A 22,721-nucleotide genomic window follows, 5' to 3' on the forward strand; every position below is an offset into this window, starting at 1 on the left:
CTCAGATCTCGAAGCTGACCATCTTGGCCATGATGAAGGCGCCAATGCTCATCCACACGAGCCCGCCCAGGCCGGTGATGATGAGCCGGTCGTCGGTGAAGAAGCCACCGATGTAGCTGGGGTTGATCCAGTAGATCATGCCGAACACGATGAAGGGCAGGGCGCCCACGATATAGGCGGAGGCCTTGGATTCGGAGCTCATCGCCTTGATCTTCAGCTTCATCTGCGCGCGCTTGCGCAGCACGTCGGCAAGGTTCGACAGCGTTTCGGCGAGGTTGCCGCCCGTCTCGCGCTGAATGGCGAGGGTGATGACGAAGAACTGGAATTCCGCGGTGCCCAGCTTGTCGGCCGTTTCCTGCAGCGCTTCTTCCATCGTGCGACCGATCTTGATGCGCTCCACGACGGCGCGGAATTCGGCGCCGACCGGGCCGGGGACTTCCTGCGCGACGACGGCCAGCGTTTCCGCGACGGGCAGACCGGACCGAAGTCCGCGGACCAGCAATTCGATGCCGTCCGGAAACTTGGCGTTGAAGTCGTTGGTGCGCTTCTTGATGAAGAAGCTGACGACCATGTGCGGCAGACCCGCGCCGACCAGCACGCCGATGCCGAGCGCCAGCAGCGCCGCGCCCGTCTGCAGATAGACGAGGGCTGCGATAGCGATCGCGAGACCGACGGAGGCGTACATGTACTGGGTGATGGTCCATGCCCGGCCCGACCGGTCCAGCCGTACCGCGAGCGCCTGGATGCGCGAGCCGGAGCCGGCCTTCACGAACTGCGAGGGCTTGCGCGCGGCGATCGCCTTCTTGAGCTGGCTCTCGACCTTGTCCTTGGTGCTTTCGGAATGGCGGTAGCGCAGCGCCTCCAGGCGCCGCTGCCCTTCCTTTGCCGGGGACTTGCCGTTCACCAGCACGTAGCCCAGGATCATCAGGCCCATCAGGCCGCCACCTACGAGCAGTAGCTGGATGATGTTCATGTCTGGCCCTTCCTAATCCTGATTTGCGTGCGTGACGTCCGGGGAAAGGGGAGCGGTTGCCCGTCCGCCCCTTTCCCCGCGGCATCGGTCATTCGGCCGGTTCGGCCGCGGCCTTGTCCTTCTTCGCCGCTCCGAGGAACGACTTCAGATCGAACTTGCCCAGCATCGAGCCCTGCTTGCCCGCCTCGTCCAGCGAGGCGCCGTCGTCCTCGGCCACGCCGACGATGGTCTTGGCGATATCCCGCAAGGGGGCGACGGTCTTCGAACCCTTGTTGGCCTCGATGAAGGTCTGGCCCAGCTTGGCGGCGTTGGCCGCGGCCTTCTGGTCGAAGGGCACCTGGAAGTTGATCTTGCGCTCGATCGAGGCCTCGAAATCGGCCTTGCTGATCTCCGCCGCGCCGGTCTGCATGCGGTTGCAGACGATCATCGGATGGGCGCCGGGCGCGTTGGCCTTCAGCCACGACAGGATGCGGATCGTATCGCGCGCGCTGGCGAGGGTGAGCTCGGTGACGAGCGTCACCACGTTCACCTCGTTCAGCAGGTGCGGGAAGTTGATCAGCATGTTGCGCGGCAGGTCGATCACCGTCATGTCGAACGCCTGGCGAAACTCCTCCTCCAGCTGCACGAAGGCGGTGCCGTCGGTCATCAGCGGGGAATTGATCGGCGCCTCGGCCGACAGGATCGCGAGGTTGTCGTTCGCCCGGATCATGGCCCGTTCAATGAACAGGCCGTCGATACGGCTGGGGTTCTCGATCGCGTCGGTCAGGCCGCGGCCCGGTTCCAGATCGAGCGCCAGCGCGCCGGTGCCGAAATGGACGTCGAGATCGAGCAGCGCGGTCGAGCGCTGATGCTCGGACGCGAACAGCCAGGCCAGCGAGGTGGCCAGCGTCGATGCGCCCACGCCGCCGCGCGTGCCGACGACGGCCGTGGCCACATGCTCGCGGTCGCCCTCGCCCTCGGCATTGCGGGGGCTGGCGAAGACCGCCTGCGCCTGCGTCAGGGCATCGCGCAACTGGCTCGCGGATAGCGGCTTGAGCAAGTAGTCGTGGATGCCGCTCGACAACAGATCGCGATAGAGCCGCACGTCGTTGACCTGGCCGACCGCGATCACGACCGTGCCGGGTTCGCAGACCTCGGCCAGCGCGTTGATGTCGTTCAGCGGATCGCCGCTTTCCGACAGATCGACCATCAGGATGGCCGGGCTGGCGGAAATGGACAGCGACTGGATCGCGTTGCGAAGACCGCCCTTGTTGCACTTTTCAGGCTGCCAGCCCATCTCGATGACCACCGGACGCAGCACGTCGAGCGCGCTGTCGTCGCAGATGAAGGCCGAGAACGGCTCGCGATTGCCCATCGGGCCGGATTTCCACTGCGAAGACATTAGCTTCCTCCTCCCTGGCTGGAGACTTCGGGCAGGCTGCCTGCGCCGGTCGGTTCCTGGTTGCGATAGGTGACGATCGCCCGGTTCGAGGTCATCACGACCGTTTCACCGGTGCCGTGCGCGCCTTCGAGAAGATGCTCGGGATCGGCCACCATCGCGGCGAGGTTGCCGTTGACCGAGCAACCGAAGCCGTCGGACGTGGCGTTGCCGACCTGGAAGCCGTATTCGTCGGACCAGTTCGGGCAGCCCGGCACGTAGGCGACGGTACGGGTGACGACGATGCGGGCGCTGCCCGGATCGACATAGCCCTGCGTCACCGGCGCTCCGTCGGACAGCAGCAGGCCGTAGCGGCTGGCGGCGGCGGCCACGTCCTCGCGAACGGCGGCGCTGGCGGCGGGATCGTCGATGGCGATGCGGTCGCCATATTGCAGGTCGAGCATGTCGAACCAGTCGACCAGACGCTGCTGCTCGGGCACGGAGAGCCCGGACGGACCGGTCGCGACGTCGAGCGCGTAGTTGGCGCGTTCGACGACCGGCTGGTTGACGCTGTTGAGCGAGTAGTTCGCTTCCTGCGGACCGGAGCTGCAGGCGGCGAGACCCAGACCCAGCGCGAGGGCGAGTGCCGAGGCGGATGCACGTTTGATGCTGTTGGTCATGGCAATCACTCTCCGTTGGCGAAGCTGAAGCCCGGCGTTGCGGCCTGGGCGGTCTGGGCGGGTGCCGCTTCGGGCTGCACGGCGTCCTGCTGGTTCGCGCTGATGGCGGGGACCGCGGGTTCCTGACCCGCGGCCGGCGCGGCGGCGCGCGGCATCGGGCGGTTTCCGCCGGACGTCCCGGCCGTTTCCCGGCCGAGCAGGAACTGCTCGGCGGCGTTGGGCACCGCGAAACCGTCGGTCGGCAGGCGGATGTCGCGATCATTGACCGGCTGCACCAGATACGGCGTCACCACGATGACCAGCTCCGTCTCGCCGCGCCGGAATTCGGTGCTGCGGAACAGGTTGCCCAGGATCGGGATGTCACCCACGCCCGGTGCCTGATCGATGGTGTTCTGCGCGTTGTTGGAAAGCAGGCCGGCGATCATGAAGCTCTCGCCCGAACCCAGTTCCACCGTCGTTTCCGCGCGGCGGATGGTGAGGGCGGGGATCTGGAAGCCGTTGAGCGTCACCGCCCCCTGGCTCGAGAGTTCGGACACTTCGGGCCGTACGCGGATGGAAATCCGCCCGTTGGCCAGCACGGTCGGCGAATAGGCGAGGCTGACGCCGTAGTTCTTGTATTCGACCGTGGTGGTGCCGAGGCCCTGGCTGAGCGGGATCGGAAACTCGCCGCCGGCGAGGAATTCCGCCGTCTCGCCCGACAGCGCGGTCAGGTTCGGCTGCGACAGCGTGGTCACGAGACCGCGCCGTTCGCCCGCGTCGAGGGCGGCAGCAAGGTCGAGGCCCAGCAGCTCGCCGAAACCGGCGATGGTCGTGCCCGGCGAAATGCCCGTGAATTCGGCGGTGCCGTCATTGTTGATCGTGACACCGTTGGCCCGGCCCTGCTGGATGCCGAACTGGAAGCCCCCGGTCGTGTCCACGGTCGTCAGGTTGACGCCCAGGTTGCGCACCAGCGAGCGGCTGACCTCGGCGAAGCGGACGCGCAGATTGACCTGCAACGGCGTCGCCATGCGCAGCCGGGCGATGACGTTGGTGGCATCGCCCACAAAGGCGGACACCAGCCGTTCGGCCTCCGCCGCGTCTTCCGGCGCCGCGACGGTGCCGGTCAGAAGGACGGTGTTGCTGCCCATCGTGGCGACGGAGATGTTCGCTTCAGGCATGGCCAGAGCGAGCATTTGGTCGATCGAATCGATGTTAGATCCGACCCGCACATTGGCCGACCAGACGATGTCGCCGGCTGCGTTGCTGGCGTAGATCGTGGTCTCTCCGCCTGACAGTCCGAAGACGTAGAGCTGGCGTTGCGACTTCACCTGGACGTCGGCCACGCTTTCGTTCGAGACGAAGATATCGGCCATCGTCTGCGGCACCGTCACCAGTTCGCCGCGGCCGATGGACAGGACGATGTCCTGCGCCGGAGCGACGGTCTGCGCCTGGGCCGTGGCCGGCATGGCGGGCACGAGTGCCAGGGGTGCGATGGCGCACGCGGCGCTCAGCACGGTCTTAAGTAGGCGATTGGTCATCGTCCTGCCTTTCGGATGTCCAGTTTCGGGCTGGCTCGGGGTCGTAACGTTGTTCGTGGTCATGGCGCTCACCGGCCCCGGTCGAGCAGCGCACCCGCGCCGCGGCCGACCGATTCGACGGTGGTGTTCTTGCCGCGGCTGACGCGGACGGTCGGACCGCTGGGCAGGGCCGGAGCGGAGGCGCCGGGCGAGTTCTGCACGATCACCTGCTGTTCCGGCGCACCCGAGGGGGCGGGATCGTTGCTGCGGCCGGTGTTCTGCGGCGGCATGGTGCGACGCTGGAAGCGCGACACGTCCCCGCCGGTCTGGAAGGTGGTGGCCCCTTCGCCCGGACGGGCGACGGCGGCGCGCAGCAGCGCTTCTTCCTGTTCGGTCGTGGCGTTGTCCGGCAGTTCGATCTCGCCCGCGGCGATGGCGCGTTCGAGTTCGGCCTGGTTGTCGGCGATGGAGCGCAGCGACAGCGACAGCGTGCCGATGGTCTGCGCGACGGCGATCTTCTCGCCGATCCGGGGCGTCACTTCGAGCGTCACCGTACGGAACGCGCGGACCACGGTGCGGCCGTCCTCGGTCGTGGTGGATTCGGTCGACTGGTCGGTGGCGAGCACCCGCAGGTTGGTGAGGATCGTTTCGGAAGCACGCAGCTCCTGACCCTCGCTGCCGCTGACCGTCTGGGTCAGCACCAGGTCGACGCGGTCGCCCGGGAAGACGAAGCCGGCAACGCCGGTGCGGGCGGATACGGGGACCGTGACGGCGCGCATGCCCGGGCCGAGCGCCGCGGCGAGGAAGCCGCGATCGCCGGGCGCGACGAGCGAGCCTTGCGTGACCGGTTCACCGGCGGTGATGTTGTGACGCACCACGGTGCCCAGCAGCTGCTCCATGTCGGCCTCGCCGTCGATGAAGTAAGCGTCCTGCACCAGTTCCTGCGGCCACAGCTGATAGGCGACCGCATCTGCCGTGATGATCGTGCCGACCGGCAGGCTGCGCTTGGCGACGAGCACCTTGGGCCCCTGCGGTTCGACCTGGGCGGCTTCGGCTTCGGGAGCCGCCGCGCCTGCGAACATGCTTCTGGCGGCAAGCGCCGTGCCGACCGCGATGATCAGCGCTCCCAAAAGCAGAAAAAGCTTCTTCTTGTCCATGGTGCGTCAAGCCCCCTCAATGGTCCTTGCGATAAGGTTCGTGCCGGATACGGCGGGAATGGTTAAAATCGGGTTCACTGCGACCAGTCTCGCCGGTTCAGTGCGTCGTCCCGGCCATGGCCGAGGCCGGCATGTAGAAGCTGGCGATCACCCACAGGCCGGCCATCGCGATGGCGACGCCGTAGGGGATGGCGATCCTGTCCTTCTGCCGGCGCATGATGTGCCAGGCACCGAAACCCAGTGTCAGCAGGCCGCCGAGCAGCGCCATCATGATGACGAGCTTCAGGAACAGCGACGGTTCGATCCACAGCGCGAGCGCCGTGAGCAGCTTCACGTCTCCGCCGCCCATGGCGCGCAGGGCGAAAAGCACGGAAAGGACGGCGAAGGTGCCGAGCGCCAGACCGAACTGGATGGCGATGTCGGGCCAAAGTTCCATGCCGCTGGCGATCCAGAAGACAGGCGCGCCCGCTGCGATGGCGAGGTTCAGCCAGTTGGCGATACGGCGGCTCTTGAGATCGGTGAACGCTGCCACCAGCAGTGCGATTGCCAATGCGGCAAGCAGACCGTACTTGATCGGATCGTCTAGCATGAAGCCCCCGGTAAATCCCTCGAAGCGTGTGCTAGCGCGCATGACTTACCAAAAAGTAACCACAGGCAGGAGGCCGGTATTCATCACGCTCTTCCAGGGGAAACCGTCCCCCCGACCTTCGACCGGCGCGCGATCCCGGGCGGGGCGCGGGAAAGCATGTGGGCGGCGGGCGACGGGCACCTGATCCGCCGGATCGACTGGACCCCGCCCACGGACGATACGCATGCTCGCGGAAGCATCCTGTTCATGTCCGGGCGCGGCGATGCGTATGAGAAGTATCTCGAAAGCTTCGAGCACTGGCGGCAGCGCGGCTGGCGGGTCAGCGCGGCGGACTGGCGTGGGCAGGGCGGATCGGGCCGGCTGGGCGCGGACGACAGCACCGGCCATATCGACGACTTCGCGCTCTGGATCGCCGACCTCGCGCTGTTATGGGCGGACTGGGCCGACAGCCGCGAAGGGCCGCTGGTGCTGATGGGGCATTCGATGGGCGGGCATCTGGTCCTGCGCGCGGTGATCGAACAGGTGCTCGATCCCAGGCCCGATGCGCTGGTGCTGTCCGCGCCCATGCTCGATGTCTTTCCCGAACACCTGCCGACCTTTGCCAAGCGGGCGATGGCGCGGATCATGACGAGCGTGGGCGATCCGCGCCGTCCGGCCTGGGGCAGCAAGGAGAAGCCGATCACGCTGGTCAGTGCGCGGCGCCGGTTCCTGACCCACGACCACGATCGCTATGCCGACGAGGAATGGTGGCGCGAAACGCGGCCCGAACTGAAGCTCGGCGCTGGCAGCTGGGGCTGGGTTCGCGGTGCGGCCGATTCGATCGCGCGCATCCATCGGCGCGGTGCGCTCGAAAGCGTCGCGGTGCCTACGCTCATCGTGGCGACCGATGCCGACAAGCTTGTCAGCCCCGCTGCGACGCGCGCCGCCTTCGCCCGCATCCCCGATGCCGAAGGCGTGTTCTTCGGCAAGGAGGCGCGGCACGAAATCCTGCGCGAGGTGGACCCCGTGCGCGACCGCGCGCTCGCCGCCATCGACGATTTCCTCGCGCGCAAGCTGGACGCCGCGCCGCCTTCATGACCGAACGCTTCGATATCGCCGTGATCGGGGCCGGAATGGCGGGGGCGAGCATCGCCGCGGAATGCGCCCCCCATGCCCGCGTGCTGCTGGCGGAGGCGGAAGATCATCCGGGCTACCATACGACCGGGCGCTCGGCCGCGTTCTACGAGGAATGTTACGGCGGCCCCGAACTGGTGCCGCTGACCCTCGCCTCGGGCGGCTATCTGCGCGAGGGTGGATATCTTTCCCGGCGCGGCGCGCTCTACGTCGCGCGGCGCGGGCAGGAAGCGGAGACAACCGCCTTTCTTGATCGGTTCGCCGATGCCGGGGTGACGATCGAACGGCTCGGCCGCGATCGGCTGGCGTCGATCGTTCCGGGCCTGCGCGCCGGTTGGGACCACGCGCTGTTCCAGCCGAACTGCGCCGATATCGACGTCGCCGCGCTGCATCAGCACTATCTTGCGAAAGCCCGCGCTGCAGGCGTCGACCTGCGCGTGCGGCACCGCCTGCTGAGCGCGGAGAGGACAGGAGGGGCGTGGCGGCTCGATTTCGGCCAGGCCGGGACGCTGAGCGCCGCGACGCTGGTCGATGCCGCCGGCGCGTGGGCCGATCCGGTGGCGACAATGTGCGGGGCGACGCCGCTCGGCATCGAGCCGCTGCGGCGCACGGTCGCGCAGGTGCGGACCGACCCCGGGCCGCCCGCCGACATGCCGCTCGTCCTCGATCTGACGGGCGGGTTCTATTTCAAGCCCGAAAGCGGGCGGTTGTGGCTCAGCCCGCATGACGAAATCCCCTCCGGCCCGTGCGACGCCGCGCCCGAGGAGATCGACGTCGCACTCGCGCTCGACCGACTGGGCGAGGTGGTCGACTGGCACATCGAGGCGGTCGAGCGGAAATGGGCCGGACTGCGGAGCTTCTCGCCCGACCGCCTGCCCGTCTATGGCTACGATCCGCGGGTCGAGGGCTTCTTCTGGTTCGCCGGGCAGGGCGGTTACGGTATTCAGACCGCACCGGCCGCGGCAAGGCTCGGCGCGCAATTGCTGCTGGGCCGGGAACGCGATGCGATGACCGGCGAACTCGACGCCGCGCTTTACGCTCCGGAGCGGTTCGCCGATCGCCCCGGCTAGGTTTCCCGGGGAGCGGTCGCCGCGTCGCTGGCGAGCCGGTCCACCCGTTCGTTTTCCGCATGGCCGTCATGGCCCCGGACCCATTGCCAGTGAACCTTGTGCCGCCCCGCGGCTTCGATCAGATCGTGCCACAGATCGGCGTTGCGGACGGGCTTCTTGCTGGCGTTGACCCAGCCGCGCTTCTTCCACCCGGCAACCCATTTGGTCATGCCGTCGATGACGTATTTGCTATCGGTGACAAGCGTGACTTCGCACGGTTCGATCAACGCCGAGAGTCCGCGTATCACCGCGGTCATTTCCATGCGGTTGTTGGTCGTGTCGGGATCGTGACCCGACATCTCCTTCTCGTGCGCGCCCATTCTCAGCAGCACGCCCCAGCCGCCGGGCCCGGGATTGCCCTTGCACGCGCCATCGGTGAAAATCTCGACCTTCTTCATGCAAAGGCCCTATCGCCCGCTTCGCGGTAGAATTCCAGACGCGCCATGAAATCCATCGGGTCCTTGCGCGTGACCATCGCGCCCGCTGGCGTATCGATCCAGTCGAAGGCCCGGCTGGAGACGAAGCGCAGCGCCGCCCCCTGCGCCAGCAGCGGCAGTGCGGCGCGCTCTGGCCCGAGCAGCGGCCGAACGCTTTCATAGCCGACGATCAGCGCGTGCCCGATGTCGTGGCGGAAATCCTTTCCGCCCTCGCCGAAGCACCAGGCGGCGTGCGTGACTGCAAGATCGTACGCCATCGCATCGGTACAGGCGAAGTAGAAATCGATGAGACCGGCGACCGCGCTTCCCAGCATCAGCACGTTGTCCGGGAAGAGATCGGAATGGATCACGGATTGCGGAAGGTCGGCCGGCCACCGTTCTGCGACCTCGCGGGCGAGCCGGATCGCGCGGGGCAGGGCCGGATCGATCGCGGCAAGGGCATCGGCTCCGCACTCTGCCAGCACGCGGGACGAGGTGGCGGGGCCGAGATCGTTTCGGCGCGTGCCGGAAAACCCCTGTGCGGCGAGATGCATTCGGGCCAGCACCGCGCCGAGATCGTGCGCCTGTTCTGCCGTCGGCGAATCGACGGACACGCCCGGCAGAAACTCGATCAGCGCCACCGCCTTCCCGTCCAGCAGGCGAAAGGACGCGCCCGTCCGGTCATGGATCGTGCGCGGCACGGGCAGGCCTCGGGCGGAGAGGAAATCCAGCAGATCGAGAAAGAACGGCAGGTCGCCCCGATCGATGCGCCGTTCGTACATCGTGAGGATGAAGCGCGTGTCTCCCGCCGCGCCCGCGCCGGTCGTCTCGATCAGCCAGTTCGAGTTGGACACGCCTTCGGCAATGCCCTTGGCCGAAACAAGCTGCCCGACGTCGTATTGCGCGACGAGGTCGCCCAGCGTGCCCGCCGAAAGCTGCGTGTAGACCGCCACGCCCCCGGGCGAACCCTAGTCGACCAGCTGGCGGGGCAGTTTGAAGACCATCTTTTCTTCCGCGGTGCGGATCTTGCGCTCCTCGATCGAACGCCACTGGGCAAGCTGGTCCACCACTTCACGCACGAGCCTTTCCGGGGCGGAAGCCCCGGCGGTGAGGCCAAGCGTGCCAACGCCATCGAGCCAGGCGGGGTCGATGTCGCTGGCGCGCTGGATCAGCCGGGCATCGGTGCCGCAACGCTCGGAAACCTCGACGAGCCGGACGGAATTGGAAGAATTGGGGGCGCCGATCACCAGCACCAGATCGGCGGCGGGAGCGATTTCCTTCACGGCCGCCTGCCGGTTGGACGTGGCGTAGCAGATGTCTTCCGCCTTGGGGGCGACGATATGCGGAAAGCGCTGCTTCAGCGCGTCCACGATCTGCGCCGTGTCGTCAACCGAGAGCGTGGTCTGGGTAAGGAACGACAGATCGTCCTGCGGACCGAAGGGCAGGTCGGCGACGTCTTCGACCGTTTCCACCAGCGTCATGCGTCCGGCCGGCACCTGACCCATCGTTCCGATCACCTCTGGGTGGCCCTCATGGCCGATGAAGATGATGTGCTGACCCTTCTCGATCTGCCGTTCGGCCTGACGATGCACCTTGCTGACGAGCGGGCACGTGGCATCGACATAGATCATCTCCCGCCGCTCCGCCTCCGCCGGCACGGTCTTGGGTACGCCATGCGCGCTGAAGACGACCGGCGCATCGTCAGGCACCTCGTCCAGTTCCTCCACGAAGATCGCGCCCTTTGCCCGCAGGCCATCGACCACGTAGCGGTTATGCACGATCTCGTGCCGGACGTAGACGGGCGCGCCGTAGCGTTCGAGGGCGCGCTCGACGATCTCTATCGCGCGATCGACGCCGGCGCAAAACCCGCGGGGCGCGGCGATGAGCACGGTGAGCGAAAGTTTGGCCTGCTGCGCGTCGTTCTGATGAAAGGGGGCGTTCATGTCGGCATCTCTAGCGGTTGTCGCTCCCCGGCGAAAGGGCTAGGGGCTGGGCCAAGGTGGCGTCGGACGACCCAGCGCACAAGGCCACGCATGTTTTGTAAGGATTGACGATGCACGCACGTTTCGCGCTTCCGGTACTGGCTCTTGCCGCGACGGCACTCGCCGGATGCAGCAAGGAAGGGGATCTGGTGGTGGCGCAGGGCGTGGGCATCACGGCGCTGCGTTCGGTATGCCCGGCGGTGGGCGTTCCCGACTATACCGGCGACATCACGACCTTCGCGCCGGGAACCTCGCGCACCGCCGACGCGCTGGACGTCAGCGCGGCGATCACCAACGTGCGCAGCACCTGCAACGACACCGGCGACCAGGTCTATACCGAGGCGACCTTCGACGTCTATGCGCAGCGCCGCGACCCGGCGGGTGCGCGCAGCATAGAGCTGCCCTATTTCTCGACCGTCATGCGCGGTGGCAACGCCGTCGTCGCGAAGCGGCTGGGCACGGTGCGGATCGATTTCGCGGACGGCGAGTACCGGGCGCAGGCGCAGGCGCGCGCCGGCGCCTATGTCGACCGTGCGGCCGCCACCCTTCCCGAAGATATCCGCGACCGCATCACCCGCCGCCGCCGTGCCGGCGACCAGTCGGCGGCGATCGACCCGCTGACCGAGCCCGACGTGCGCGCAGCCGTCGCCCGCGCGACGTTCGAACTGCTGGTCGGCTTCCAGCTTACCGAGGATCAGCTGGCTTACAACGCGACACGCTGATCGCGGGCTTTCCGGCTTCCGGCAAACAGGCTAACGGCGCCGGCATGACCGAGATCCATACGCTGTATTCCGCCTTTCAGGAGCGGATCGACGCCGTCCTTTCCGCGCTGGAGATGGAAGGCGCGCTGCCGCCCGATACGCCGCGCGCGAATGTCAGCGTGGAGCCGCCGCGCGATCCGGCGCATGGCGATCTGTCCACGAATGCCGCGATGGTGCTGGCAAAACCCGCTCGAACCAATCCTCGGGCGCTGGCCGAGAAGATCGTCGCTCACCTCGAGAAGGATCCGCTGATCGAACGCGCCGAGATCGCGGGGCCGGGCTTCATCAACCTGCGCCTGACCGCCGTGAACTGGACCGACGAGCTTGCCGCCATCGCCCACCTGGGCGCCGGTTACGGCAAATCCGGCTTGGGCGAGGGCAGAAGGGTGAACGTCGAATACGTCTCCGCCAATCCGACAGGACCGATGCATATGGGCCATTGCCGCGGTGCGGTGGTGGGCGATGCGCTGGCCAACCTGCTCGAGGCGGCGGGCCACGCGGTCACGCGCGAATATTACGTCAACGATGCCGGCGGCCAGGTCGATACGCTCGCCCGCTCCGCCCATCTGCGCTATCGCGAGGCGCTGGGCGAGGATATCGGGGCGATTCCGGCGGGCCTTTATCCCGGCGACTACCTGAAACCCGTGGGCGCGAAGCTGGCGGAGGAATTCGGCGAACGGTATCGCGACGCGCCGGAAAGCGAATGGCTCGCCCCGTTCCGCGAACGCAGCGTTGCCGCGATGATGGACATGATCCGCGCCGATCTCGCGCAGCTCGGTATCGCGCACGACGTCTTTGCCTCGGAAGCCGAATTGCAGCGCGCCGGAAAGCCGGAACAGGCGGAAGCCTGGCTGCGCGAGCACGATTTCGTCTATGACGGCGTCCTCGAAGCGCCCAAGGGCAAGGCGCCGCCCGAAGACTGGGAGCCGGTCGAGCTGCCGCTGTTCCGCTCCACCAGGTTCGGCGATGACCAGGATCGTCCGATCAGGAAGTCGGATGGCAAATGGACCTATTTCGGTGCCGATCTCGCCTATCACATGCAGAAGGCCGAACAGGCCGATGCGCTGATCGACATCTGGGGTGCGGACCATGCCGGCACGGTCAAGCGGATCAAGGCCGCCGTCGCGGCGCTGTCGCAGGGGCAGGGCGAAGCGCTGCCGTTCGACGTCAAGCTGGTGCAGATGGTGCAGCTGCTGCGCGACGGCGAACCGGCCAAGATGTCCAAGCGCTCGGGCAATTTCGTCACCATCGCCGAGATGGTGGACGAGGTCGGCAAGGACGTGGTTCGCTTCACCATGCTGACCCGCAAGCCCGAGGCGCAGATGGATTTCGACTTCGCCCGCGTGGTCGAGCAGTCGAAGGACAATCCGGTCTTCTACGTGCAGTACGCCCACGCCCGTATCTGCTCCATTCTCCGCAAGGCCAAGGCTGAGGGCTTCGCGCCGTCCGGCGATCACCCGGGGGCACTGGACGCGGACGATCTGGCGCTGGTCAAGCAGGCCGCGCAATTCCCGCGCGAGGTCGAGGCGGCCGCCCGGGCGCGCGAACCGCATCGCATCGCCTTCTACCTCTACGACCTCGCCGCCGCCTTCCATGCCTACTGGAACCTTGGCATCGACAACCCGGAAAAGCGTATCATGCTGGCGCATTCGCCCGATGTCACCTCCGCGAGGCTGTTCCTGAGCGCGCAAATCGGGCAGGTAATTCGTAACGGTCTTGCGATACTGGGGGTCGAGGCCGTCGAGGAATTGTAGGGCGGACGGCAGGTGAAGGGCGAGGGCGCATGAATCATCCCGAAAACGAGGACGAATACGGCGAACCGCGCGAGGCACCCCATCCGATCGAGGAGGAGCAGCTCGCCCTGGCCGACGAGGACGAGCGTCTGCCCTGGCTCGAATCCGAGGACGATTACGAGGACAATCGAGGCGTCGACATGCGCATCGTGGGTCTCGCGGTGGTCGGGCTGCTGGTGGTAGCCGCCCTGCTGGTCGGCGGCTGGTGGCTCGCGCGCGACGATGGGGAAAGCGGCGACGTGGTGGCCGACGGCAGCACGATCGAGGCGCCGGCCACGCCCTACAAGCAGCGTCCGGACGATCCCGGCGGCAGCGAGGTCGCGGGCACGGGCGACACCGCCTACGAGGTCGCCGAGGGCCAGTCGCGCCGGGGCCGCATTGCCGAAAGCGACGATGGCACGCCGCGCCCCAGCATCGACCGCGAGCAGGCGGGCGCCGCATCGGCTTCGGGCGGCGAGGACGAAGGCGAGGATCAGCCCGCTCCCGCGAACGCCGTCTATGTCCAGATCGGTGCCTATACCTCCCGGGCGGATGCCGATTCGGCCTGGGGCGAGGCGGTGCGGCGTTACGAGGTTCTGTCTGGCAAGAGCCACCGTGTCGCTCAGGGAACGGTGAATGGCGCGACCGTCTACCGTCTGCAGGCGATCACCGGAGACCGGGCAAGCGGGGAGGCAACGTGCCGCGCCATCCGCGACAATGGCGGGGACTGCTACCTGCGCAATTGAGCGCCGTGGGCGTTTTCCCCCGCGAAAGGCGCGGAATTACTTGCTTTGCCGACATCTTTGGTGCGATTCCCCATCGTCCGATGACGCCAGCCATATTCAGCTTTTCCGGCACCGGCCTGACCGACGATGAACGCGCCTTCTTTCGTGACAGCGATCCTGCCGGCTACATCCTGTTCGGTCGCAACATCGAAAATCGTGACCAGCTTCGCGCACTGGTCGAGGATCTGCGCGCGATCCAGGGGCGCGAACGCCTGCTGATCTCGATAGACCAGGAGGGCGGGCGCGTTTCCCGCATGAAACCGCCGGAATGGGATGCCTATCCCGCGCCCGGCGCCTTCGCCGCGCTTTACGACACCGCACCGGCGAGCGCCATCCAGGCGATCCGCGCCAATGCGCAATTGCTGGCCATGGACCTTGCCGAGGTCGGCATCACCGTCGATTATCTGCCGCTGCTCGACGTGCCGGTGACAGGCGCGCATGACGTGATCGGCGACCGGGCCCTGGGAACGGATCCGATGCAGGTGGCGGCGCTGGGGCGTGCCACGCTCGACGGGTTGGCCCGTGGCGGGGTCATCGGCTGCGTCAAGCACATGCCCGGGCACGGCCGCGCCACGGTCGACAGTCACAAGGACCTGCCGGTCGTGGAGGCGAGTGCGGAGGAGCTCGAAACGGACATCGCGCCTTTCGTCACGCTCGCCGATGCGCCGATGGCGATGAGCGCGCACATACGCTATACCGCCTGGGATGCGGAGCATCCGGCCACGCAGTCTTGCGCGGTCATCGAGGACATCATCCGGGGGCGGATCGGTTTTTCCGGGCTGCTGCTGTCCGACGACATCGACATGGAGGCGCTGTCCGGAACGGTCCCCGACCGCTCGCGACGTGCGATCGCGGCGGGTTGCGACATCGTGCTCAACTGCTGGGGCAGGATGGACGACATGATCGGCATCGCCGACGCCCTTCCCCCGCTTGCGGACGAGGCGAGCCAGCGGCTCGACCGGGCGCTGGCCTATGCCGGGACGACGGACGATACCCCGCGTGCCGAGTTACTGGCCCAGCGCGACAGCCTCCTCGAGCTCGCGCGGCAGGCATGATCGAGGGCGCGGCCCTGTTCGAGGGACGGTCCGCGGACGAGGACGCCGCAGACTGGTCGGCCCCCGCGAGCGCACAGTCGGACGAGGATGCCCTCTATCTCGAACTCGATGACTGGGAAGGGCCGCTCGATCTCCTGCTCGACCTCGCGCGGCGGCAGAAGGTCGATCTCAAGAGCATCTCGATCCTGGCACTGGTCGACCAGTACATCGCCTATATCGAGCGGGCAGAGGCGCTGAAGCTGGAGATTGCCGCCGATTACCTGGTGATGGCGGCGTGGCTCGCCTACCTGAAATCCGCGCTGCTGTTGCCGAGGGAGGAGCAGGAGAACCCCTCGCCGGAGGAACTGGCGCTGCGGCTGCAATTGCGCCTGCAACGCCTTGGCGCGATGCGCGAGGCGGCGGCGCGGTTGCTGGCGCGCGACCGGCTGGGTCGCGACGTTTTCGCACGCGGCGCGCCCGAAGGTCTCAAGGTGCTGAGAACGAACGCCTGGAAGTGCGACTGGTACAGCCTCGTCCACGCCTACGGGCAGATGAAGCTACGGACCGAACCTGTGGTTCACATGGTTGCGCAGCGACCAGTCATGACGCTCGAATCGGCGCTGGACCGTGTTTCGGCCATGCTCGGCGTGACGCTGGAATGGCTGGAGATCCGCAGTTTCCTGCCGGGCGATGCCGAACCGCGGCTGCAACGCTCCGCACTCGCCAGCAGTTTCGTGGCGGCTCTCGAACTGGCGAAGCGCGGCAAGGCGGAAATCCGGCAGGAAGAAACGTTCGGACCGCTGCACCTGCGGCGCATCACCGCATGACGGACGACCTTGCGCGCGCGGTCGAGGCGACGCTGTTCGCCGCCGAGGAGCCGATGACGCGGGAGCAGATTTCCGAGCATCTTCAGGGTGTCGACGTGCGGCAGGCGCTCGCCGATCTGGCGGAATTCTACGCCGGGCGCGGCGTCCACCTGGTCGAGCGCGGGAAGCGCTGGCAGTTCCAGACCGCACCCGATCTCGCGCATCTCCTGCGCCGCGAGAAGGAGCAGTCGCGCAGGCTTTCGCGCGCCGCGACCGAGGTCCTGGCGATCGTTGCCTATCACGAGCCCGTAAGCCGGGCGGAGATCGAGGCGATCCGCGGGGTGCAGACCAGTGGGGGGACGCTCGACGTGCTGATGGAAGCGGGGTGGGTGCGGGTAGCCGGCCGGCGGGAGGTTCCGGGGCGGCCGGTGATCTACGCGACGACGCCCGATTTCCTCAGCCATTTCGGCCTCGAATCGCGACGCGACCTGCCCGGGATCGACGAATTGAAGGCCGCCGGCCTGCTCGATCCGGTCGATGACGCCTATGACGACCTGATGGGCGGCGACGGACAGGAAAGGGACGAGGAGGGCGAGGGAAGGGGCGATCCGGGCGATAATGGGGAAACCGCCGGCCCCGATGGGGAAGCGCTGGAAAATCCGACCGGAAACGCCTAGATTGATCGCAGTTCAATTTGTGGAATTTCGATCATGAGTCTCGGTCCCGTCCAACTTCTCATCATTGCCGTCATTATCCTCGTCCTGTTCGGACGCGGGCGCATTTCCGAAATGATGGGCGATTTCGGAAAGGGCATTTCCAGCTTCAAGAAGGGGATGAACGAGGAAGCCGAGGCGGATCGCCATTCCCCGGCCGCCCCCGCCCCGAGCGCGCGTATCGAGGGCCCCTCTCACCCGGCGAAACCCGCCGGCGAGACTGTCGAGAGCAACGCCGACAAGGCGCGCGATACCACCAATGGCTGAGGCTGCCCCCCGGCCGGCACAGGGGTAATCCATGTTCGACGTCGGCGCGACCGAACTGCTCGTCATCGTGATCGTCGCGGTGGTGGTGATCGGCCCGAAGGACATGCCGCTCGCCATGCGGACCGCGGGCCGCTGGATCGGCAAGATCCGCCGGCTTACCGGCCATTTCCGCGCGGGCATCGACGCGATGGTGCGCGAGGCCGAGCTGGAGGACATGGAGAAGAAGTGGAAAGCGCAGAACGAGAAGGTGATGCGCGACCATCCCGACGGCGGCCCCGCCCACATGGAGCCGACCGGCGCCTACCCGCCCGCGAAGCAGGTCGAGATGAAACGACTGACCGACGAGCAGTCGACCCTCTCCGGCAGCGGCGCCGAAAGCGCCGCCCGGCCCGTCGATGCCCCGCCGCGGAGTACGACCGGCAACATTCCCGGTGTGACCGAAGGCGAGGTGGACCGCGCGCAGGGTTCTGCCCCCGACGCCCGGCGGGAAGGTTGAGCCGATGGCGTTTCGCATCAGCGATCTCGACGAAACGCAGGCACCGCTGCTCGATCACCTGATCGAACTGCGCGGGCGACTGGTGAAGGCGATCCTCGCGCTGGCGGTCGCGTTCTGCATCTGCCTCTATTTCGCCGACGACATCCTCGGCTTCCTCGTGCGGCCGCTCTACGATGCCTTTCCCGAAGGACAGGGGCGGCTGATCTTCACCAAGCTTTACGAAGTGTTCTTCGTCGAACTGAAGGTGGCGCTGTTCGCCGGCTTCATGCTCAGCTTTCCGATCATCGCCAACCAGCTCTGGGCATTCGTCGCGCCCGGTCTCTACGCGCGCGAGAAGAAGGCCTTCCTGCCCTTCCTGATCGCCACGCCCATCCTGTTCCTGTCAGGTGCGGCCCTGGCGTATTTCGTGGTCATGCCGACCGCGTTCCGATGGTTCCTGGGGTTCGAGGGTTCGGCCGGGGGCGTCGCGATCGAGGCGCTGCCGGCGGCGGGCGACTATCTCGACCTGGTGATGCGCTTCATTCTCGCCTTCGGCATCAGTTTCCTGCTGCCGGTGCTGCTGATGCTGCTCAACCGGGCCGGCATCGTCACGCGGGCGCAGCTGGTCGGTGCGCGCCGTTACGTCATCGTGGCGGTGGTGACGCTGGCGGCAATCATCACCCCGCCCGATCCCGGGTCGCAACTGCTGCTCGCCGTCCCGCTGCTGTTGCTGTTCGAGGGGTCGCTGATGCTGATGCGGTTCACGGAGAAGCGCGACACCGCGCGGCGCGAGGCCGAAGGGGCAGGCGAACCGGGCGAGGCGGTCGAGGCGAAGGGCGACTAGCCCACCGGCTGTTGGCCCGCGCGCGGTCAGGGGCTGGTCGGCAGGTCGGCGTCGCCGTCCCCGTCAAGCGCGACGACCACCGCGGCCGCGATCAGCGCGAGCGCGATAAGGCCAACGATCACCCCGCCGCCGCCGACCCCCTCGACCTCGTGCGAGACAGGTGCCGGCGCGCGCCCGGCGGCGGCCACCCTGGCCGATGCGGGCACCGCGGCAAGGATGCTGACGGCGAGCGTCGCATCGAGAACTCGGCTGAACATGGGCCGGCGGACCTTCCTTGCGGGTTGTGTTCGCGACGCTAATCCGGGCGGATGACAAAGGCGAGACAACGGGCTAGACACAAGACCGCTATCGCCCCTCGCTCGCCTGTCGCATGTCCTGGCGGCCCTGTGCCGCATCGTAGACGCGATAACCGGCCACCCATGTTTCCAGAACGCGGATATCGCGCATCTCCTGCGGGTTGGCCATCAGCGGGTCGCCGGAAAGGAAGACGAAATCGGCGCGTTCGCCGGGTCTCAGGCTGCCGAAGCGTCCTTCCGCGAAACCGGCATAGGCGGAACCGGCGGTATAGGCGGCGAGCGCCTGTTCGCGGCTGATCGTCTGCTCCGGGTGCCAGCCGCCGAACGGCTGGCCTTGCGCATCGGTGCGGCTGATGGCGGCGGCGAGGCCGGGCAGCGGATCGACCGGCTCCACGGGGGCATCGGTGCCGAAGGCGAGCGTCGCATCCGCGCCGAGCATGGATTTCCACGCATAGGCGCCGGTCAGCCGATCCTCGCCCAGCCGCGCCTGAGCCATCAGGCGATCGGAGGTCTGGTGAACCGGCTGCATGGACGCGACGATCCCGTGCGCCCCGAAGCGCGCGATATCGACCGGAGCGACGATCTGTGCATGTTCGATACGCCACCGCCGGTCGCCCGGATAATCGTCCGACAACTCGTCGATCGCATCGAGCGCCTCACGATTGGCGGCATCGCCGATGGCATGGATCGCCACCTGAAAATCGTCGAGCGCGGCGCGGCTCATCAGGTTGCGCAGCTGCGTGCCGTTCAGCAGCGGCAGTCCGCGATTGCCGGCATCGTCGGAATAGTCTTCCAGCAGCCACGCCCCGCGCGAGCCGAGTGCCCCGTCGAGATAGATCTTCAGGCCGTTCAGCCGCAGCCGGTCGTCATACAGCCAGGGCGTCGGGCCCGGCCCGCCGATGGTCAGCATGGCCTCTACGGATAGGGCGTAGGTCATGATCCGCATCTGCAACCGGCCGGCATCCCCCGCCCTGCGGAAGGTCATCCAGTCATCGACGCTGGTGCCCATGTCGGCGGCGGCGGTGACGCCGTGGCTGAGGAGGATCTGCTGGGCGTTGTAGAAGGCGATGTCGCGGTCTTCCGGCAGGGGCGGCGGAATTTCGTTCGCCACCAAGGCCTGCGCCCCGTCCACCAGAACGCCCGCCGGTTCGCGCGATCCGGCGAGGCGCTCGATGCGGCCGCCCTCGGGATCGGCCGTCTCGGCGGTGACGTTACCCGCCGCCAGCGCGAGGCTGTTGCCCCAGGCGGCGTGGTTGTCGACCCGCACCATCCACACCGGACGGTCGGGCACCACGGCATCGAGCTCCTCCGACGTGGGAAAGCGGCCCAGCCCCCATTGCTCCTGGTTCCAGCCGCGACCGATCAGCCAGGGGCGATCGGGATATTGGCGGGCGTAGTCGGCGATGCGCGCCAGCGCCTCTTCCAGGCTTTGCGTATCCGTCAGGTCCAGGGTCAGCGTGCCGAGGCCGAGTTCCATTATGTGCAGATGCCCGTCGACGAAGCCGGGAACCAGCGTGCGGCCCTTGCCGTCGATCCGGTAATCGATGTCGCGCGTGGCCCGGTCGCCGCTGTCGAGCAGTTCGGAGATACGCCCGTCGGGGTCGATCACCATGCCGGTGAAGCGATCGATGGTGCCGTCGCGATTGACGGAAATACCCTGCACGTTGTCGACCAGCGTATCGGCCGCGGCTGGCGCGGCGACAGTCAGCGCGGCCAGCGCGGCGCTCCCCAGCAGGCGGCGGATCATGGCTTCACCTCGGGCAGGTGGCGGACAAGGGCGCTGGTATCCTGCCGCGCGCCGCCGTCGTTCTGGACCTGCGCGTAGAGTTGATCGACGAGCGCGGCGACGGGGAGCGAGGCGCCGGCCTCCTTCGCCTGCGCGAGGGCAATGGCCAGATCCTTGCGCATCCAGTCTATCGCGAACCCGAAATCGAACTCTCCCCGCACCATCGTCTCCCATCTGTTGTCCATCTGCCAGCTCTGCGCGGCCCCGCCCGATATGGCCTCGAGCACCTTGCCGGTGTCGATACCGCTCGCCTGCGCCAGCCGCACACCTTCCGACAGGCCCGCCAACGTGCCGGCGATGCAGACCTGGTTGACGGCCTTGCACGCCTGCCCGGCGCCGGCCTCGCCAACATGGACGATCCGCGCCGCGTAGGCTTCCATCACCGGGGTAGCGGCGGCCATCGCCGGCTGGCCGCCGCCGCACATGATCGCGAGCCTGCCGTTCTCGGCCCCCGCCTGTCCGCCCGAAACCGGCGCGTCGACGGCGAGAAGACCAAGCTCCTGCGCGCGCGCGGCGACGCGCTTGGCAAGGGCCGGGGACACGGTCGTGTGATCGACGAACAGCGCGCCGTCGCGCATGGCGGCAAGCGCGCCGCCATCGCCGAGCACGACCTGCGCGAGGTCGTCGTCGTTGCCGAGGCAGGCGAGCACCGCATCCTTGCCGTGCGCCGCTTCGGCAGGGGTGGGGGCGGTGGCGACCTCCAACCCCTCCCGCGAGAGGGCGGCCTTCCACTCCTCGGCCCTGGCGGCGGTGCGGTTATAGGCGGTGACGCGGTGACCCGCCCGCGCAAGGTGTGCGGCCATCGGTGCGCCCATGACGCCGAGGCCGAGAAATGCGATAGTGCTCATGGCCTCGCGCGATGCCCGCTCGCGCGGCGCAAGGCAATGGCCGCGTGGCGAAAGGCCGATCGCCAATTCCCTTGCCCGCGCGATTGCTATAGGCGCGGCTGCCATGAGCACGACAGCCGATCCCGCCACCCTCTCCATCGATGACGTTCGCACCGCCGCGGAGCGGATCGCCGGACAGGTGGTGCGCACGCCCACCATGCACTCGATCACGCTGTCCAAGATCGCCGGGGCGCGGATCTACCTCAAGTTCGAGAACCTCCAGTTCACCGCCGCCTACAAGGAGCGGGGTGCCCTGAACGCCCTGCTGCAGTTGACGGACGAACAGCGCGAGCGCGGCGTGATCGCGGCGAGTGCGGGCAATCATTCGCAGGGGCTGAGCTATCACGGCACCCGGCTGGGCGTGCCCGTCACCATCGTCATGCCGCGAACCACGCCGACGGTGAAGGTGATGCAGACCGAGAGCGTGGGCGGCAGGGTCGTGCTGGAGGGTGAAACCTTCGACGATGCCTATGCCCACGCCCGCCGGCTCGAAGAGGAAATGGGCCTGACCTTCGTTCACCCCTTCGACGATCCCCGCGTCGCCGCCGGCGCGGGCACCGTCGCGCTGGAAATGCTGGAAGACGCGCCCGACATCGAGACGCTGGTCGTGCCCATAGGTGGCGGCGGGCTGATCAGCGGGATGTCGACCGTCGCCAAGGCTTCGGGACGCGACATTTCCGTGATCGGCGCGGAGGCGCGGCTCTATCCTTCCAGCTACAATGCCCGCAAGGGCGAGGCGATGCCGTGCGGGGGCGACACGCTGGCCGAAGGCATCGCGGTCAAGCAGCCCGGCACGTTCACGCAGAGCGTGATAGACCGGCTGGTGGACGACATCCTGCTGGTGGACGAGGCCCATCTCGAGGAGGCGGTCGCTCTCCTGCTGCAGATCGAGAAATCGGTGGTCGAGGGCGCGGGCGCCGCGGGGCTGGCCGCGGTCCTGTCCTACCCGGAACGCTTCGCCGGGCAGACGATCGGCCTGGTCCTGTGCGGCGGCAACATCGACACCCGCCTGCTCGCCAACGTGCTGCTGCGCGATCTCGCGCGGTCCGGCCGCCTGGCACGCCTGCGGATCACGTTGCAGGACCGCCCCGGCGCCCTGTCCAGGGTGATGGGCGAGTTCGAGGCGCACAATGTCAACATCATCGAGATCTACCACCAGCGCATCTTCACCAGCCTTCCGGCGAAAGGCCTCGTGACCGACATCGAATGCGAGGCGCGCGACCGCAGCCAGATCGAGGACCTCGTCCGTTCGCTGACGCAGAAGGGCTATTCGGTAAGCTCCGTCGCACTCGACTGAGGGGTTCCCCGGTCTGGCCTGCCCCGATTCGGGGCGATTGCGACTCGGGAACGGCAGGCCTGTGGAAAATAATTCCACGTTGCCCAAGATTTGTGGTTAACATGATTCACATCGGGCGAATCCCGG

At 67.4% G+C, this 22,721-nt stretch carries 24 protein-coding genes; 12 read left to right on the top strand and 12 right to left on the bottom strand.

The window, feature by feature from the left end; all coding sequences use genetic code 11:
• Position 1 precedes the first annotated feature (1 nt).
• From EG799_RS10595 to EG799_RS10620, 6 genes are all read right to left on the bottom strand, one after another.
• Positions 2-973 (bottom strand): type II secretion system F family protein, encoded by a 972-nt coding sequence (locus EG799_RS10595; protein WP_123880998.1) that lies wholly within the window; start codon positions 971-973, stop codon positions 2-4.
• A gap of 88 nt (positions 974-1,061) precedes the next feature.
• Positions 1,062-2,354: a pilus assembly protein CpaE gene (locus tag EG799_RS10600; protein WP_123881000.1), complete on the bottom strand. Its 1,293-nt coding sequence runs from the start codon at positions 2,352-2,354 to the stop codon at positions 1,062-1,064.
• Positions 2,354-3,010 (bottom strand): CpaD family pilus assembly protein, encoded by a 657-nt coding sequence (locus tag EG799_RS10605; protein ID WP_123881002.1) that lies wholly within the window; start codon positions 3,008-3,010, stop codon positions 2,354-2,356. The genes EG799_RS10600 and EG799_RS10605 overlap by 1 nt, the downstream gene beginning before the upstream one ends.
• Before the next feature lie 5 nt (positions 3,011-3,015).
• Positions 3,016-4,527, bottom strand: coding sequence for a type II and III secretion system protein family protein (locus tag EG799_RS10610; protein WP_123881004.1), 1,512 nt, complete (start codon positions 4,525-4,527; stop codon positions 3,016-3,018).
• A 68-nt stretch (positions 4,528-4,595) separates the two neighbouring features.
• On the bottom strand, positions 4,596-5,663 hold the full coding sequence (cpaB, locus tag EG799_RS10615) for a Flp pilus assembly protein CpaB (RefSeq protein WP_123881006.1): 1,068 nt from the start codon (positions 5,661-5,663) through the stop codon (positions 4,596-4,598).
• Between the two features lie 97 nt (positions 5,664-5,760).
• A complete protein-coding gene (locus EG799_RS10620; RefSeq protein ID WP_123883058.1) occupies positions 5,761-6,252 on the bottom strand; it encodes an A24 family peptidase in 492 nt (163 codons plus the stop codon).
• A 156-nt stretch (positions 6,253-6,408) separates the two neighbouring features.
• Here EG799_RS10620 and EG799_RS10625 point away from each other — a divergent pair, with 156 nt between their 5' ends.
• Positions 6,409-7,329, top strand: a complete 921-nt coding sequence (locus EG799_RS10625) for an alpha/beta fold hydrolase (RefSeq protein WP_123881008.1) — start codon at positions 6,409-6,411, stop codon at positions 7,327-7,329.
• Positions 7,326-8,435 carry an NAD(P)/FAD-dependent oxidoreductase gene (locus tag EG799_RS10630; RefSeq protein ID WP_123881010.1) on the top strand — a complete coding sequence of 370 codons (1,110 nt, stop codon included), beginning with the start codon at positions 7,326-7,328 and terminating at the stop codon, positions 8,433-8,435. Before EG799_RS10625 ends, EG799_RS10630 begins: the two co-directional genes overlap by 4 nt.
• Here EG799_RS10630 and rnhA read toward each other — a convergent pair.
• From rnhA to ispH, 3 genes are read right to left on the bottom strand one after another with little or no spacing between them, the layout of a single operon-like run.
• Positions 8,432-8,872, bottom strand: a complete 441-nt coding sequence (gene rnhA / locus EG799_RS10635; RefSeq protein WP_123881012.1) for a ribonuclease HI — start codon at positions 8,870-8,872, stop codon at positions 8,432-8,434. The genes EG799_RS10630 and rnhA overlap by 4 nt on opposite strands.
• Positions 8,869-9,843, bottom strand: coding sequence for a homoserine kinase (gene thrB, locus EG799_RS10640; RefSeq protein ID WP_123881014.1), 975 nt, complete (start codon positions 9,841-9,843; stop codon positions 8,869-8,871). Before thrB ends, rnhA begins: the two co-directional genes overlap by 4 nt.
• Before the next feature lie 15 nt (positions 9,844-9,858).
• Complete coding sequence (gene ispH / locus EG799_RS10645; RefSeq protein ID WP_123881016.1) at positions 9,859-10,833, bottom strand: 4-hydroxy-3-methylbut-2-enyl diphosphate reductase; 975 nt, start codon at positions 10,831-10,833, stop codon at positions 9,859-9,861.
• 110 nt (positions 10,834-10,943) lie between these two features.
• Here ispH and EG799_RS10650 point away from each other — a divergent pair, with 110 nt between their 5' ends.
• From EG799_RS10650 to tatC, 9 genes are all read left to right on the top strand, one after another.
• A complete protein-coding gene (locus EG799_RS10650) occupies positions 10,944-11,594 on the top strand; it encodes a hypothetical protein (RefSeq protein WP_123881018.1) in 651 nt (216 codons plus the stop codon).
• A gap of 44 nt (positions 11,595-11,638) precedes the next feature.
• Positions 11,639-13,387, top strand: coding sequence for an arginine--tRNA ligase (argS, locus tag EG799_RS10655; protein ID WP_123881020.1), 1,749 nt, complete (start codon positions 11,639-11,641; stop codon positions 13,385-13,387).
• A gap of 29 nt (positions 13,388-13,416) precedes the next feature.
• Positions 13,417-14,151, top strand: coding sequence for an SPOR domain-containing protein (locus EG799_RS10660; protein ID WP_123881022.1), 735 nt, complete (start codon positions 13,417-13,419; stop codon positions 14,149-14,151).
• A gap of 80 nt (positions 14,152-14,231) precedes the next feature.
• Complete coding sequence (gene nagZ / locus EG799_RS10665) at positions 14,232-15,245, top strand: beta-N-acetylhexosaminidase (protein ID WP_123881024.1); 1,014 nt, start codon at positions 14,232-14,234, stop codon at positions 15,243-15,245.
• Positions 15,242-16,051 carry a segregation and condensation protein A gene (locus tag EG799_RS10670; RefSeq protein WP_123881026.1) on the top strand — a complete coding sequence of 270 codons (810 nt, stop codon included), beginning with the start codon at positions 15,242-15,244 and terminating at the stop codon, positions 16,049-16,051. The genes nagZ and EG799_RS10670 overlap by 4 nt, the downstream gene beginning before the upstream one ends.
• On the top strand, positions 16,048-16,707 hold the full coding sequence (gene scpB / locus EG799_RS10675; protein WP_123881028.1) for an SMC-Scp complex subunit ScpB: 660 nt from the start codon (positions 16,048-16,050) through the stop codon (positions 16,705-16,707). The genes EG799_RS10670 and scpB overlap by 4 nt, the downstream gene beginning before the upstream one ends.
• Before the next feature lie 33 nt (positions 16,708-16,740).
• Positions 16,741-17,010 (top strand): twin-arginine translocase TatA/TatE family subunit, encoded by a 270-nt coding sequence (tatA, locus tag EG799_RS10680; protein ID WP_123881030.1) that lies wholly within the window; start codon positions 16,741-16,743, stop codon positions 17,008-17,010.
• A 31-nt stretch (positions 17,011-17,041) separates the two neighbouring features.
• Positions 17,042-17,506, top strand: coding sequence for a Sec-independent protein translocase protein TatB (gene tatB / locus EG799_RS10685; RefSeq protein ID WP_123881032.1), 465 nt, complete (start codon positions 17,042-17,044; stop codon positions 17,504-17,506).
• A 4-nt stretch (positions 17,507-17,510) separates the two neighbouring features.
• Positions 17,511-18,329 carry a twin-arginine translocase subunit TatC gene (gene tatC / locus EG799_RS10690; protein WP_123881034.1) on the top strand — a complete coding sequence of 273 codons (819 nt, stop codon included), beginning with the start codon at positions 17,511-17,513 and terminating at the stop codon, positions 18,327-18,329.
• A gap of 26 nt (positions 18,330-18,355) precedes the next feature.
• Here the strand turns inward: tatC and EG799_RS10695 are convergent, their stop codons facing one another.
• The 3 genes from EG799_RS10695 to EG799_RS10705 form a co-directional block, all read right to left on the bottom strand.
• A complete protein-coding gene (locus tag EG799_RS10695; RefSeq protein ID WP_123881036.1) occupies positions 18,356-18,586 on the bottom strand; it encodes a hypothetical protein in 231 nt (76 codons plus the stop codon).
• An 88-nt stretch (positions 18,587-18,674) separates the two neighbouring features.
• A complete protein-coding gene (locus tag EG799_RS10700; protein ID WP_123881038.1) occupies positions 18,675-20,372 on the bottom strand; it encodes an amidohydrolase in 1,698 nt (565 codons plus the stop codon).
• The gene (locus tag EG799_RS10705) at positions 20,369-21,259 is read right to left on the bottom strand and encodes an NAD(P)-dependent oxidoreductase (RefSeq protein ID WP_123881040.1); all 891 of its coding nucleotides are present in this window, start codon (positions 21,257-21,259) and stop codon (positions 20,369-20,371) included. Before EG799_RS10705 ends, EG799_RS10700 begins: the two co-directional genes overlap by 4 nt.
• A gap of 103 nt (positions 21,260-21,362) precedes the next feature.
• On the opposite strand from EG799_RS10705, the gene EG799_RS10710 reads away from it, so the two are divergent.
• Positions 21,363-22,595: a threonine ammonia-lyase gene (locus EG799_RS10710; protein WP_123881042.1), complete on the top strand. Its 1,233-nt coding sequence runs from the start codon at positions 21,363-21,365 to the stop codon at positions 22,593-22,595.
• The last annotated feature ends 126 nt before the right edge of the window (positions 22,596-22,721 follow it).

The sequence above is a fragment of the Aurantiacibacter spongiae genome (genome assembly GCF_003815535.1).
Classification (GTDB): Bacteria; Pseudomonadota; Alphaproteobacteria; order Sphingomonadales; family Sphingomonadaceae; genus Alteraurantiacibacter; species Alteraurantiacibacter spongiae.